Annotated in this window: 16 protein-coding genes; 10 read left to right on the forward strand and 6 right to left on the reverse strand. The window is 43.3% G+C overall.

Translation table 11 applies throughout. From position 1 onward, the window contains the following. The first annotated feature begins 183 nt into the window (after positions 1-183). Both FHS68_RS19805 and FHS68_RS19810 read left to right on the forward strand, forming a co-directional pair. A complete protein-coding gene (locus tag FHS68_RS19805) occupies positions 184-693 on the forward strand; it encodes a YcxB family protein (RefSeq protein WP_167273895.1) in 510 nt (169 codons plus the stop codon). 87 nt (positions 694-780) lie between these two features. Continuing rightward, on the forward strand, positions 781-1,230 hold the full coding sequence (locus FHS68_RS19810; RefSeq protein ID WP_167273898.1) for a GNAT family N-acetyltransferase: 450 nt from the start codon (positions 781-783) through the stop codon (positions 1,228-1,230). Here FHS68_RS19810 and FHS68_RS19815 read toward each other — a convergent pair. Next, positions 1,222-1,842, reverse strand: coding sequence for a DUF1684 domain-containing protein (locus FHS68_RS19815; RefSeq protein ID WP_167273900.1), 621 nt, complete (start codon positions 1,840-1,842; stop codon positions 1,222-1,224). The two genes, FHS68_RS19810 and FHS68_RS19815, sit on opposite strands and share 9 nt — an antisense overlap. An 88-nt stretch (positions 1,843-1,930) precedes the next feature. Continuing rightward, a complete protein-coding gene (locus FHS68_RS19820; RefSeq protein ID WP_167273905.1) occupies positions 1,931-2,488 on the reverse strand; it encodes a hypothetical protein in 558 nt (185 codons plus the stop codon). A gap of 273 nt (positions 2,489-2,761) precedes the next feature. Here FHS68_RS19820 and FHS68_RS19825 point away from each other — a divergent pair, with 273 nt between their 5' ends. Then, positions 2,762-3,184 (forward strand): OsmC family protein, encoded by a 423-nt coding sequence (locus FHS68_RS19825; protein ID WP_167273906.1) that lies wholly within the window; start codon positions 2,762-2,764, stop codon positions 3,182-3,184. Between the two features lie 79 nt (positions 3,185-3,263). On the opposite strand, the gene hemW is transcribed toward FHS68_RS19825, so the two are convergent. Together hemW and FHS68_RS19835 are read right to left on the reverse strand one after the other, a co-directional pair. Then, positions 3,264-4,388, reverse strand: coding sequence for a radical SAM family heme chaperone HemW (gene hemW, locus FHS68_RS19830; RefSeq protein WP_167273909.1), 1,125 nt, complete (start codon positions 4,386-4,388; stop codon positions 3,264-3,266). Next, on the reverse strand, positions 4,388-6,457 hold the full coding sequence (locus FHS68_RS19835; protein ID WP_167273911.1) for a TonB-dependent receptor: 2,070 nt from the start codon (positions 6,455-6,457) through the stop codon (positions 4,388-4,390). The genes hemW and FHS68_RS19835 overlap by 1 nt, the downstream gene beginning before the upstream one ends. Positions 6,458-6,660: 203 nt before the next feature. On the opposite strand from FHS68_RS19835, the gene FHS68_RS19840 reads away from it, so the two are divergent. Then, the gene (locus FHS68_RS19840; protein ID WP_167273914.1) at positions 6,661-7,119 is read left to right on the forward strand and encodes a hypothetical protein; all 459 of its coding nucleotides are present in this window, start codon (positions 6,661-6,663) and stop codon (positions 7,117-7,119) included. Between the two features lie 58 nt (positions 7,120-7,177). Here the strand turns inward: FHS68_RS19840 and ctlX are convergent, their stop codons facing one another. Next, positions 7,178-8,134 (reverse strand): citrulline utilization hydrolase CtlX, encoded by a 957-nt coding sequence (gene ctlX / locus FHS68_RS19845; protein WP_167273916.1) that lies wholly within the window; start codon positions 8,132-8,134, stop codon positions 7,178-7,180. A 76-nt stretch (positions 8,135-8,210) separates the two neighbouring features. Beyond that, entirely contained in the window at positions 8,211-9,668 is a 1,458-nt protein-coding gene (locus FHS68_RS19850) for an arginine deiminase family protein (RefSeq protein ID WP_167273919.1), read from the reverse strand. Between the two features lie 258 nt (positions 9,669-9,926). Between FHS68_RS19850 and sufC the strand changes: the two genes are divergently transcribed. The 6 genes from sufC (at position 9,927) to FHS68_RS19880 (ending at position 14,547) form a co-directional block, all read left to right on the forward strand. Then, positions 9,927-10,685, forward strand: coding sequence for a Fe-S cluster assembly ATPase SufC (gene sufC, locus FHS68_RS19855; RefSeq protein WP_167273921.1), 759 nt, complete (start codon positions 9,927-9,929; stop codon positions 10,683-10,685). 17 nt (positions 10,686-10,702) lie between these two features. Then, entirely contained in the window at positions 10,703-12,022 is a 1,320-nt protein-coding gene (gene sufD / locus FHS68_RS19860) for a Fe-S cluster assembly protein SufD (RefSeq protein ID WP_167273923.1), read from the forward strand. Between the two features lie 86 nt (positions 12,023-12,108). Next, on the forward strand, positions 12,109-13,335 hold the full coding sequence (locus FHS68_RS19865) for a cysteine desulfurase (RefSeq protein WP_167273926.1): 1,227 nt from the start codon (positions 12,109-12,111) through the stop codon (positions 13,333-13,335). Positions 13,336-13,392: 57 nt separating this feature from the next. After that, positions 13,393-13,773, forward strand: a complete 381-nt coding sequence (locus FHS68_RS19870; RefSeq protein ID WP_167273928.1) for a DUF5618 family protein — start codon at positions 13,393-13,395, stop codon at positions 13,771-13,773. Positions 13,774-13,784: 11 nt separating this feature from the next. Continuing rightward, positions 13,785-14,213, forward strand: a complete 429-nt coding sequence (locus FHS68_RS19875) for a SufE family protein (RefSeq protein ID WP_167273931.1) — start codon at positions 13,785-13,787, stop codon at positions 14,211-14,213. A gap of 22 nt (positions 14,214-14,235) precedes the next feature. Further along, a complete protein-coding gene (locus FHS68_RS19880; RefSeq protein ID WP_031527608.1) occupies positions 14,236-14,547 on the forward strand; it encodes an SUF system Fe-S cluster assembly protein in 312 nt (103 codons plus the stop codon). Positions 14,548-14,605: the final 58 nt, after the last annotated feature.

Consider the following 14,605-nt stretch of genomic DNA (forward strand, 5'->3'; position numbering starts at 1 on the left):
ACACTAAATTCTTCTAACTACTTTTTATTTCCAGGGCTTTCTGATTGTCAGCCGCTTTTCTCTAACTTTGTACTTCATTTTCGGAAGCCCCAAAGTGCAAGTTTCATCCGGAAAATCAGATTTGTCAATTTAATTTAAGTTATGGCCAAAGTATCGGTAAATAAGCACCAACCAGTCTATCAAATGCCTACGAACCCGGCTGCGGTTCGTACTAAGAAATACGCATTACCAACAAAAAAGTACATTACCCTGGCCATGCGGTACTTTTTCAAAACGCAATTGAAATGGGGCGTTATACCGCTGGCGCTTATACTTATTAATGCAGTACTGAACCTTACAGGCGTCTATCCCAATCTCTGGATCTACATTACCGTTTTTGTTGGAGCTGTTTTATATGTGCTGTTCTGGCTGATCCAATTCACTGGGATTACCCAGCTCGCGCAATACAAACCCATGTTCGAGAAGTTTCAGTATGAGATAGATAATCGCCAGATCCTGATGAAGCTGAACCAGAAAGAGGGTAGCGTGATGAAGTGGGAACAGATCCAGGAAGCGTACAAAGACAAAGACGCGTATGTGTTGGTGATTTCAAAAGGTCAGTTTGTTCACCTGCCTTTTAGCATTTTCACTTCCGAACACGATATTAAAGTGTTCGAGCGCATTATGAAGCAAAAAGAGCTTTTAAAGAGCTAAGAGTAGCAGTTTGAGTTCCCAGCCTGGTTTGTCCCGACAAATCAGGCTTTTTTATAGCCCATTTTTTTAACGGTTCCATACCCTATTTTGGAAAAAGAGCAAATCGAAATCTGGCCTATCAAGGAGCCGGATAAGCCAATACTTCGGCAATTATATGAAGAGATTCGGGCTCAAACATTTACCTGGCTCACCAAAGAGCAATTGGAAACCGGCACATTTGACGAGGATACCGCCGGGGAGAAAATCCTGGTTGCGCGTTTTGAGGGAAACATTGTAGGCTTCATATCCGTTTGGGAGGCCGACCGCTTTATCCATCACCTATACGTGCGTAAACCCTATCAGGGACAAGGTATTGGACAGCTTTTGGTACTGGCTGCACAGTCGGATATCCGGGGAATCATTACTTTGAAATGTCTTGTCAGGAACCGCCAGGCGGTGAAATTTTACATCAAAAACGGCTGGAAGGAGCGATCCAGGGGCGTTTCTGAACAGGGAGGATATATTTTATTTGAGCTTAAACCCCCTCATTTACTTTAAGCTTGCCTCCTGATGTTCTTTGCCAAATTTTTTCTCACCCGCCTTTATTTCGATGGCCAGGTGATTGGCAGCGGGTGGGATAGGACAATTGAAGCCATCACTATAAGCACAGTAAGGGTTGTATGCTTTGTTAAAATCCAATGTGTAGGTGTTATCCTTTAAATCGGTGGTTTTCAAATCCAGATAACGTCCGCCACCGTAAGAAATCATGCCATTTGTTTTGTCCTTGAAAGGAATAAAAAGATAATCCTTGTACTTGGCATTGGCTTGTAAGCTCAGGCTGCGGTATACATTCAACGATTGTTTTCTGCCATTTAGCCTGAACCTCAGCGTGCCATACTTCACATAAGTTTTCTTGACGCCGCTGTAAGTGGGCATTTCAAAAGCTTCACTTTTACTTTTTTCGAACCGGGCAACTACTCGATAAGATGAGTCGGGTTCGAAGAATTGCAAAAAGCGTAAGTCAGCTTTTTTAAGGGGAGAATTGGATGAGTGAAGAAACTCTTGGCGGTACTTTTCCCTGAATGCTTCGGTCTCAACCGTAAAGCTTTGAGCACATAAAAAAGAAACCGGGACGATTAGTAAAAGCAGTGTGTTTATTATGTTCTTCATAGTGGGAAAAGGAAATCCGGCGGAATCGCTACTCGACCGTCCGCCGGATTTTATTAAAGATATTAGAAATAGTCCGTTTTTCGATAATTTATTGAACGGAGACTTTCCGGATTTTTGATTCGTCAATGTTGAAATGTTTGACCACAGCATTATAATCCTTGAAATCAACCGAGCCATTGGTCCTCGCCGCAAAATCAGCTGGAACGACAACAATTCTAAATTCCTGGTTCTTAGTATAGTCATCTGTTAATGTGCTCAGGGTAACGTTACCATCCAGAAAGATGGAAAAATCATTTTTAGTTTGGTCAAAATTGTAAGTCAGCAGTCCGCCAGCTGTAAAGAAAGCGGTTTGCGGAAGCAAACGATATGCTTTCAAAGTTGTGTTGCCTGACGTTACATCATCCCAATGAATATAAACCAAAACCGCATCCGATTCCAGTACCGTTACTTTTGCATCCGCATAAGAAAGCGAATATTGGAACTGGTTCGCTGTTGTGAAATTTACATTCACCAAATCAAAAGTCGTGCCTGTAACATCTATGCTTCCTCCATCTGCTCCCTGAGGTCCGGGAGGGCCTTCCGGGCCAGTGCAACCTTGGAAGATGGCGACCAGAATAAGTAGTAGGGGAATGAGTTTTTTGTTCATGATTGCGCTAATTAAATTGAAAATGGATAAAAAATTTATTTTTAGATGTAAATGCAATTATAAAGTTTAATTCCGGATCGTGCATTAACGGTCGTTAACAAAAGCACGCCAGGTATGGTATAAATGCAACATAGTCTCAAACTAGGCGCAACATCAGTTTATTGTTTTCTTTAATGATATAATAATTTGCGTAGATGGCGGATACCTGTTACTTTTCAACCCGACAAAAGTATTCAGTTCAATAATTTCAAATAATTTAAAAAAGCAGGTGATATGATTAATAGGAAAGCAACAGCCGTTTGGAAAGGCACAGGAAAAGAAGGTACAGGTACAATGAGTACACAAAGCACTGTCCTTGAAAATACCCAATATTCCTTCAATACCCGTTTCGCCGATGGCAAAGGGACCAACCCGGAAGAGTTGATAGCAGCAGCGCACGCAGGATGTTTTGCAATGAAATTGAGTTTTGAACTCAATGCAGTGGGCTTCACTGCGGATGAATTGAATGCAACGGCTACGGTTTCTCTTGATCCTGCAAAAGGCCAGGTGGTGAAAAGCGCAATAGATTTGAAAGCAAGAGTTCCTGAGATCTCGGCTGAGCAATTTGCCGAAGTTGCCGATAAAGCAAAGAAAGAGTGCCCGATCTCGCAATTATTAAATGCAGAGATTACATTGAATGCGGAGTTGGTTTCATAGGTAGAGTGTCACACTGAGCGCAGTCGAAGTGCGTTGCTACTTAGCAGAACCGTCCTTCGACTGCGCTCAGGATGACAACCTACTCAATAAATAAATCACTCGCAATCCGGTCCGCAAACAGTTTCCCCGCACTGGTGAGGAATAGCGAGTCGGAATCCTCCCGGATCCAGTTAAGGCACGCCATTTTTTCAAGATCCTTTTGATGGGCGGTATTGAAAATTCCTCCCGACAACTCTTCGAGTTTATCTTTATTCACGCCCCATTTGGTTCTCAACCCGGTTAACAGATACTCATTGGTCTGATCCGCAGCAGACAATATTTCATGCGTTGCAGGAATGAGGTTTTGGCGAATGGCATCAATATATTTAACATTGTTCGAGACATTGTATTCCCGGCTAATACCATTATAGGAATGTGCGCTGGGCCCTACACCCAGGTAGGGCCTCTGCTTCCAATACGAACTGTTATGTTTGCTATACTGCTCATGACGGGCAAAATTGGAGATTTCATATTGCTCGTATCCATTTTCCGCAAGCGTTTCAACAAGAATTTCGAATTGCTGGGCAGCAAATTCTTCATCAATGGGTCTGAGTTTTTTCTTCCTGACCCAGCTGCCAAATGCGGTTTGCGGTTCAATGGTAAGGCAATAGGCTGAAATATGAGCAACATTCAGGGCGAAAGCCTTTTGCAGGTCAGTTTGCAGAATGGTGTGATTTTGCGCGGGAATGGCGTAAATCAGATCAATGGATATGTTTTTAATTCCGATCTGCTGTGCGGTACAAACGCAACTTTCCGCCTCATTGGCAGAGTGAATGCGGTTCAGGAATTGAAGATGCTGATCGTTAAATGATTGTATGCCAATGCTTAACCGATTGATACCCGCTTCGAAAAGCTGCGACAATTTTGCGCTGTCCAGGTCGTCGGGATTCGCTTCCAGCGTGATTTCGGCATCGGACGCTACATGGAAGTGTTGGTAAACGATGCCAATCAAAAATTCGAGCTCCGCTTTGTCAAGTATTGACGGGGTACCTCCGCCAAAATAAATAGTTTCAAAGCTTTGATCCGGCAGATAGGATTTTCGCAGCTCGATTTCCCGGGCAATGGCATCCACCATCGCCTTTTTAGTAGAAATATTCGTGCTGAAATGGAAATCGCAATAATGACAAGCCTGCCTGCAAAATGGAATATGAATATATAAATGCATTACTTCGAACTTTTCTGCCACTCCCAACCAACCTTCACACCGGCCCAAAGATTATCTTTTGGCGCACCATTATAATACCTGTTTCCGAAAGCATTGAGATCATAACCCAGGCTGTAAATCCCCGCATTGACCTTTTCTGCGGATACAGAAAGTTCACTGTAAAAATGCTGACCCCAGCTCTTCTTCCAGCTAATGCGACCAATCCATTGATTGTAAGCCGTATTCTTGACGGTATTGGCATCATTCAAAAAAAATGAGCCGCCGTATTGATAGGTAATGTAGGCTGAAAATCCATATTTGAATAAAGCATCCAGGCCGGAGGTTTGAGATAACCTTGGAATGCCAGGGATCAATTTGCCGGAAAGATCAACCTCTCCCTGTTTCAAATCTTCGAAAGTGTACCTGGTCCATGTGCCAGTATTCCAAAGTTTTAAAATTAAAGGCAACTCGGGATCTGAAAGGATTTCATAAGCGATGCTCCATTCCAATCCTTTCTGACGTGTTTTCCCCGCATTGATAAAAAATTCTGCCCCGGCTTCATTGGTTCTTCTTACAATCGTTTCTTTTAGGCCGAAATGGTATAGGCTGAGTTCACCCGTAATACGTTTGCCCAGCCGACGGATGCCAACTTCTGCATTTGCACCTCTCTCGGCTTCAAGAGCTTTTCGAAAGCCACCAGCCGAAGGCCGTACTTCTTGCAGGGTAGGGGGGGAGAAACCGCCGCTGTATGAAGCGATAACCGCCCAATTTTTACCAATAACCTTATTTGCCGCGAACCGGGGCACAAAAATACCATCGAAATTCTTTTTGTCTTTGTTGTAAGGAAGCGCGACAAAACGCTCGTATTTATATTTGAATGTGTTATAACTCACTCCTGCACTCAATGTCAGATCCGTAAAGAAAACAGCTTCCAGCTGACTGAAAACAGATAAGTTAGTGGTTCGTAGGTCCTCTACCGTTTGTTGTTTGTCCGGGCGACCTCCTATATTGTCATAATTCCGCTGGGCTGATTTGCCATACTGCCATTCAAATCCGCTGGTCCAATTAGTTTTTATGTCGCAAATCTGGGCCCGGTTTTGCCAGATATTCCGTCCGCCAATGCCATTTTCATCCCTTTTTTCATAATTGGTGATAAATGGATTGGCAAAATCGGTATAAGTAAGGTATAGGGCCGTGGATTGCGTCCAGGTGTCTGAAAGAGGCAGAATGTAATTACCACCCAGCAAAGCGAGTTTGGTATAAATGGCGGCCTGTTGCGCCTCACTGCCGGGGACATTGGCCGTGGACTGGCGAGCCAGTTTCGGGTTATTCTGGTATTGGGCAAGATTGATACCACCTGGAGTTTCATAATACAAATCAGAATATATGCCGAGTAACGACAATGTACCATCTCCAACTTTCGAAGACGATGTGAACCGAATGGCATCTCTGGTCATCCCACTGTGATTGCGATACCCATCCTGTTCGCTGTGGCCATATTGGATAGAAATATCCCCGACCTGGATGGTGGAGTTCCGGCTTTGGAAACCATATTTTCCAAAACTGATGCTTTGTTCAATACGATTTTGAAGGTTATTGTCGGGATGGCTTTGTAGGAGGACAACGCCGCCTGTACCCGCGCCATAAATGCTGCTGCCTGGACCTTTAATGATTTCCATTCCCTGCACCGCGTTGTAATCCAATGAATTGAGTGGCGTATTTCCACTTGCGTCCGTAAACGGGATCCCGTTCCAATAAAATTTGACATTACGTACACCGAAAGGCGAACGTATAAGGCTCCCGCGAACGGAAAAGCGGTAGCTCCCTGGCGAGCGTTCTTCCATTTTCACTCCCGGAACGGTATTGACCGCATTTGCCCAGGTATTGGTCGAAAATCTCTCCAATGTTCGTGAGGTAAGTAAGCCTACAGTTGCTGTTGTAGTCAGCGGGTCGGCCCTGGATTCGAATGCGTTGATTGTAATTTCCTGTAATTCACGGGCTTTCAACGTATCCACCGGAATTTGTGAGGTAGCTGAATTGGCAAAGATTGGAATCGCGACTAATAGGCCAGGAATGGAGATTTTTTGCATATAATAAAACTTGGGTCGGAAAATACAGGCTATGACGTTAACCCGCCGCTTTATTTCGAAGTTCAAAATGCAGCTGCTTTGAGAATAAAATTCTACAACGGTTCCATTTGAGCGCGTATAGTGGTCTGGTAAGATTTTTTTACCTTCTTTTTCATTAATAAGTTAATATATTAAAAATTATCACCTGTTAAAAAACCTCGATTATGAAAAAGATCAATTGGATGGTTGCTTCTTTGATGCTCATGGGAACACTGACGTTCACAAGTTGCTCGGAGAAGACGAAGGATTCTGCCAATGAAACTGTGGAAGAAGCCAAAGAAGATATGGATGAAAATGTTGCAGAAGCAAAAGCAGACATTAAAGAAGCCGGAAATGACTTTGAAGCAAAAGTAAAAGCGGATAAAGCCGCATTAAAGGAAGATATCGATGATGCAGTTGCTAAGCTTGATAGAAAAATAGAAGAAGCAGACGATAAAATGGATAAAGCTGCTGATAACGAAAAAGCGAAATGGAGAGAGCGCAAAGCTGAACTAAATGAAGAAAAAGAAGATTTGAAGGAATCCTGGAAAAAAGTTGAAAATGAAACCGCCGATAAGTGGGATTCTTTTAAGGCCAGCACACAGGAAAAAATTGCTAAGGTGAAAGCAGATCTAAAAGATTAAATGTATAGGGATAAAAATTAAACAAAAAATGCTCCGACGAGGAGCATTTTTTGTTTGGCTAGTTCATAGGTAAATGAATTTCCGTCATCATACATCGAGCGGAGCCGCCGCCATTTCCCTCGATCACCGCCAGGTCGGTATGCACCAGCCGCGCATAATCACTCAGCATTCGTTTCTGCTTAGCAGTTAGTGAGTCGTAAGCCTGCGTGGACATGACCAAAAATTTGTCGGATTTATTGTTTCGCACCATCAGCATATTCCCTGCAAAGTGCCGCACCTGATCCAAAGAAATTTCAACAATGTATTTGTTAGTTTCTTCCAATGCTGCTCTCACCATTAGCCTCTCGTCCAGATTCTTAATGGCTTCGAGACAAACGACCGCAAAGATATCCCCAACGCACATAATGACATTGGTATGATAAATAGGTTTGCCATTTTCATCTGATGCAGAAAACGACACGATTTCGTACCCTAATGCACCGGCAAATGCCTCTAAAACCTCTGGATGCGTCCGTGGTGACAGGCAGGCATAAGCAATTTTGTAGCGACGGTCTAAAACCATACTTCCAGTACCTTCAAGGAATTTCCCTTCGGATTCAAAGTGGGTGAGGTCGATGATTTCCTCAATATTGAAATCTTTCTTAAGGGCTTCAATAATATCAGGTCGTCGCTCGGTGCGACGATTTTCGGCCAGCATCGGATAAAGTACAACTTTTCCGCTCTGATGAAAAGAAACCCAATTGTTAGGAAATACAGCGTCCGGACGGTGATTTTCTTCCGTATCGTCAAAAATGTGCAGATCAACCCCGACATGTTCCAACTGGTCGACCATTAAGTCAAATTCTTCCCTGGCAGCCTGCTGGGCGGTTTCTCTTGTATTATCTGCAAAAGCTTCCTGCTGGAACTCATTGCTTTGGGCAGTTTCTTCATTAAAGCCAAATCGCACCGGCCTGATCATCATGATCCGGGAGGTCGATTGGGGCTGAATCTGAACGGATGATGTGATGGTTCGCATAGAAGTTGGTTTTTTGTTTAGTAGACTTGCAAAGTCTTAAAGACTTGGCAAGTCTGGCAAGTCTGGCAAGTCTAATTTACAAAAATTCGCGAAGCAATGGCATGCTCATGCAATGTGATCCGCCTCTTGCTCTCGAAAGTTCTGCCGAAGGAAGCATGATGAAGGTATCTGCTAGTGTGGAAGGTGAAAGTTCATCTGTTTCAAACTTTTCCAGCAGATCTTTGGCGGTGATAATTTTGAAACCTTCTTTGCGAAAAGCATCCAGCGTCTTGTCGTTCCGGTCATAACCGATCACAACCCCATCTTTCAACGCGAGTAAATTACATGAATCTGTCCATTGTTCACGCTCGCCATATGGGAATTCATTTCCACCGGAATAGATAAATTTGACCGGTTCACTTGCACCGAGATCTTCCGCACTTATTTCGGATAAAAGGTCTTCGAGGTTCTCGATTTCTCTTGGCTGCTTCGCGTTTCCCTTCCTGAATTGTAAAATCCTGAACTCGCCGCGATTATCGGCCGGAGCAAAGAAATGGAGCACGTCTTTCTTTTTAGCTTCATCCCCCAATCTGGCGAGTGAACCCAGCAGCACCCAAATGTTTTTTTTCACCTGGGTAAATATGGTATCGATATGCATGTAGTCCCTTTTTTTCGGGATTTTGATTATGGAGATTTTTTCGACAATATTTTTATCGAACAGAATTTTCATTACCTGCTGCGCGGCATAAAGAGAAGTTCTTTCACTGCAACCAATTAAAAGGTGCTTGGGGGAGACCATCATTACGTCTCCGCCTTCCAGGGTGCAGCGGTGAAAATCACTTGCTTTTTCATCGTCGGGAAGAAGGAAATGCCTTTCATTTTCCGGTATCTCAATCAGGTTTTCCCGGATATGCTCAAAAAGCGGATGATAAAAGAAGACAAATTGCGCAAGAATGGATTCTCTTGTTCTTGCAGCCTTTGCCGGCTTGTTCAGCAGAATATGATCATTGATAACAATACCAATATCCCTCGTAAAAATCAGGTTTGGTAAAGGTGCAAAGAGCATCCTTTTATCTGAATATGAACCAGATATGAAAATCTTGGCAAGTTCGTGCGGATCGTAAGTGTATAATTCTTCCTGAATGCGATAAGAGCACCTTTCGATACCACAAATGGCGGCTGTTAATTTCACCCTTGTTTGCGCGTCTTCCAGTATCTCTCCCAGCAATCGCTGAATATCAACCACACAATCAGAAGCAAAGTAATTTTCCGAGCCCGGAATAAAGAAAGAGCGCGAAGGGTCATTGTCGATCTCGCCAACCCGTCCTTTGATCTTGTCTGGATCAAGAAAGTAGAGGAGCAATTTTACATAATAATCGTATTCACCCCGCCTCATTGTATCCAGGTGTACTATATCTTCAAAAAGCCAGTCTTGCGCCTTGCTGGGCACCACTTTTCCCAAACCTCGGTCCGGGCTGTGAATGAGCAGTCTTTTTAATGTGCCGGTTTCTGATGAGACTTTAATGGCGGAGCCGGAAGCTGATCCTGTTGTCATAAACGAGGTATTGGAAAACCATGGATTGCAAAGTAATTGTTTCTTAATCAATTAAAAACTGCATTCTTGTAACAAACTGGTTGTCTGGGTATTCGATTTAGAAATATGCAATTGGCGGGAACAACATAGCCTGCAAATAGGTTGTAGATTATATATCGCAGGCGCATTTGACCGTATATCATCATTTTCTTTTACGCCGAAAGCATGCTACTTTTGCGGTAAATTACCAAGAACTGTATTTTAAGTATAAAATCAAATATGCTCTATATTAATGACTTACATGCCTCAATTGAAGGCAAGGAAATATTAAAAGGCATCAACCTGGAAGTGAAAGCGGGAGAAGTGCACGCTATCATGGGGCCTAATGGTTCCGGCAAAAGTACCTTAGCATCTGTTTTGGCTGGAAGAGAGGAATATGAAGTTACTGCTGGAAATGTCACATTTGACGGAAAAAATATTCTTGAAATGGCTCCTGAAGATAGGGCTGCAGAAGGTATTTTCCTCGCATTTCAATATCCTGTTGAAATCCCGGGGGTTACTACCATTAATTTTCTGAAAACTGCGGTAAATGAAATCCGCAAATATAGAGGTCAGAGCCCGCTGGACGCTGCACAATTCCTGAAAATGGTTCGTGAGAAGGCTAAATTGGTGAGCATGAACGACTCGCTTCTTAAACGGGCCCTGAATGAAGGGTTTTCAGGCGGCGAGAAAAAGAGGAATGAAATTTTTCAAATGGCTGTGTTGGAACCTAAACTGGCTATTCTGGATGAAACTGATTCAGGTCTGGACATTGATGCATTGCGTATTGTTGCTGAGGGAGTTAATTCCCTTCGTTCTTCCGAACGCGCGACCATTGTAGTGACCCACTACCAGCGTCTGCTGGATTATATTATCCCTGATTTTGTGCATGTCCTTTACAAAGGTAGGATTGTGAAATCCGGGCCTAAGGAACTGGCTTTCGAGTTGGAAGAAAAAGGTTATGACTGGATCAAGGCAGAAGTTGAAGCAGTAAGTTAAGTATCAATCAATTGTCAATGAGTATCGAAACGATAGATTTAAAAACCAGGCTTATTACAGATTTTCACGCCCGTGAGTCAGTAATGAATGGTGAAGCTTCGTCTGAATTCCATCAGAAAAAACGTGCAGCCCTTGCCCAGTTTGATCGGTTGGGATTTCCTACGATCCGGAATGAGGAGTGGAAATATACCAGCGTAAAAGACCTGATTAGTGCTTCTTACAATTTTAATGCTGATACTACGGTAGGTTTGTCAGACCTGGAAGATCTGCGAATTCCGGAACAGGATGCTAATATCATTTATTTTGTGAATGGGCATTATGCTGCCGGTTTGAGCAAAATGGTATCTCCTGAAACCGAAATTACAATCAGTTCTTTACCAGAAGCTTACAAGAAAAATCCGTCCTTAGTTAATTCTTATTTCAACGAATTGGCAAAGGAAGAGGTAGATGCGTTCACAGCATTGAATACGGCGTTTGCCCAGGATGGAATTTTCATTCATGTGCCAGACAATCAAACTGTTACTCATCCGATCGTGCTGCGCTTTGTAAGCGATGCCCGGGAGCAGAATGTGGGAAGCCAGCCAAGAAATATCATAGCTGTCGGCCGCAATGCACATGTGAAGATTGCGGAGGCATTCAGGACTTTGGGAAGTGCGCGTTCATTCACAAATGTGGTTACCGAAATATATGTTGGTGTAGAAGCGGGCGTGGAATACTATAAAGTGCAAAATGAAAGTGAAAATGCTTATCACATTGGCACCACCCAGGTTCGCATGCTTGATCGCTCACAATTTTATGCGGGAACAGTCACTTTGAATGGTCGTTTCACACGGAATAACCTGAATATTATATTGGACGGTGAGCGTTGTGAGGCCCATATGTACGGTTTATACTTTCCGGACGGAACGCAGCACGTTGATAATCATACGGTTGCAGATCACAGAAAGCCTAACTCGGAAAGTAATGAGTTGTATAAGGGTATCCTTCGGGACAGGTCGAAAGGCGTCTTTAATGGTAAGATCTTTGTGCGTCCTGATGCACAGAAAACCAATGCGTTTCAGTCGTGCAAAAACATTGTGCTTTCACCTGAGGCGACGATGAACACCAAGCCGCAGCTCGAAATTTTTGCGGACGATGTGAAATGTTCACATGGAACTACTACTGGCCAGATCGACGAAGAAGCATTATTTTATATGCGTTCACGCGGGATTTCAAGACCGGAAGCCATGGCGCTTTTAATGTATGCTTTTTGTGCGGATGTGGTATCTCAAATCAAAATCGATTCGATTCGGGAGTATCTGGAAGGCGTTATTGCCCAGAAACTCACTTCGAAGTAAAATATTTCCCGGAATCTCCGGCACCTGATATTGCTGCCCAACCTTCAATTTTTTGGGTTGGGCTTTTTTCTTAAACACGAATGACGATGAGCAATTCCCTTGATATAAATTCCATCAGAAATGATTTTCCCATATTAAATGAGGTGGTAAATGGAAAGCAGCTTGTATATTTTGACAATGCGGCTACTACACAAAAACCGAGATTGGTACTGGACGCTCTTGCGGGTTATTATGAGCATTATAATGCCAACATTCATCGGGGAATCCACCATTTAGCCGAAAAGGCGACCTCTGCATTTGAGCAGTCGCGACGAAGATTGCAGGCATTCCTGAATGCAGCCTATCCTGAGGAAATTATCTTCACTTACGGCACCACCGATGGGATCAACCTGGTCGCATCAAGCTACGGCAGGACATTCTTGAAAGAAGGCGACGAAGTGATTATCTCCACAATGGAACACCATTCGAACATTGTTCCCTGGCAAATGCTTTGCGAGGAACGGGGTTGCGTTTTGAAAGTGATCCCTATCAATGACGATGGAGAGATATTGATGGATGAATATGAGAAATTGCTCACGGAACGCACCAAAATCGTTTCTGTCGTGCATGTTTCCAATTCTCTCGGAACAATTAATCCTGTCAAAGAAATCATTGAAAAGGCACATGCAGTAGGGGCCAAGGTTTTAATCGATGGCGCCCAGGCAAGTTCCCATCTAGAAATCAATGTGCAGGATCTTGACTGTGATTTTTACTGCCTATCCCTGCATAAAATTTACGGGCCGACCGGAATGGGGATTTTATATGGAAAGAGGGATTTATTAAACGCGATGCCACCATACCGTGGGGGAGGTGAAATGATCAAAGAAGTCACCTTTGAAAAAACCACTTACAACGAGCTCCCTTACAAATTTGAAGCGGGTACCCCGAATATCGCCGATGTGGTAGCAGCAAAATTTGCATTGGATTACGTCGATAATCTTGGCAAACCGAATATTGCGGCGTATGAGAACAAATTGCTGACTTATGCCACCGAGGCAGTCGGTGAGATTGATGGTTTGAAAATTATTGGCAAGGCAAAACACAAAGTGAGTGTGTTATCATTCGTTATCGACGGCATTCATCATCAAGATATTGGCGTGTTGCTGGATCAACAAGGAATTGCAATTCGGACGGGGCATCATTGCACCCAACCGCTGATGAATCGTTTCAATATTACCGGAACCTCGCGCGCTTCTTTTGCTGTTTACAACACGATTGAAGAAATTGACAAGCTGATCCGGGGCTTGCATAAAGTGAAAAAAATGCTTGGATAATTTTGCTTAAATTGACCCATCCCGGGCCTTCCTATCAAAACTAAACTACATACACATATGCCCAACACAATACAAGAAGCAAAGCGTTATCTGGATAATGCAAAGGAGATTTTGAGAGAGAAAGCCGGAAAGGAAGATGGCTACTATCAGGACAAAAAATATGTTAAGCTGGCAGGACATGCTGCTTACACAGGTGTTTTGGTTGCCTTGGACGCGCTATTTGACAATAATACCAAGCGGAGGAAAGATGTCGACTGGTACAAAGAGCGGATCGCAAAAATGGATAGAAAGGCTTTGAATGCTTTCAATGGGGCATATGACACGCTTCATTTGGCCATGGGTTATGACGGAAATTTGGTAGCCGAAGTTTCAACTGCAGGGATAAAAATGGCGGAATCGTTGATCAATTGGGTGGAAACTAAAACAGCTGTCGCATAATTAATAGGACAATGACGATAAACGCGATACAGGACGAACTAATTTCGGATTTTGAATTGTTTGATGACTGGGAGAGCAAGTACGAGTATATCATTGATCTCGGAAAACAGTTTCCCCCGCTGGAAGAGCAGTACAAGACGGAGGAGAATATTATTAAAGGCTGTCAATCCAAGGTTTGGCTGAATGCTTACATGGAAGGGGATCTTTTGAAGTTCGAAGCAGATAGCGATGCGATCATAGTGAGGGGATTGGTGAGTATGCTGGTTAAAGTATTATCAGGTCATACTCCCGAGGAAGTCTCTAGAGCCGACCTTTATTTTATGGAAAGAGTGGGTCTACACCAACATCTTGCCCAAACAAGATCCAATGGGTTGGCGGCAATGTTAAAACAAATGAGAGCATACGGATTTGCATTTCAGGCTAAATCCATTAACGTTTAAATGATTAATATATAACTCCACAATGTCAGATTCAGAACTAAGGGAAGAAGTAGTAAAGGCCATCAAGACCGTGTACGATCCGGAAATTCCGGTTGATGTGTATGAGCTGGGACTGATCTACGATTTAAAAGTTTTTCCCGTAAACAATGTGTTTGTTTCCATGACACTTACTTCGCCATCTTGTCCATCCGCAGGAACATTGCCCGGAGAAGTTGAGCAGAAAATCAGGGAAGTAGAAGGCGTAAACGACGTAAGCGTCGAACTTACATTCGATCCGCCATACACAACCGAAATGATGTCGGAAGAGGCCAAATTGGAACTAGGGTTCATGTGAAACATGACTTCGGCTGTCGGTTATGGTATTTCGGCGCTTAATTTGAAATAATAAAAAG

Source organism: Dyadobacter arcticus, from assembly GCF_011762185.1.
GTDB classification, from domain to species: domain Bacteria; phylum Bacteroidota; class Bacteroidia; order Cytophagales; family Spirosomataceae; genus Dyadobacter; species Dyadobacter arcticus.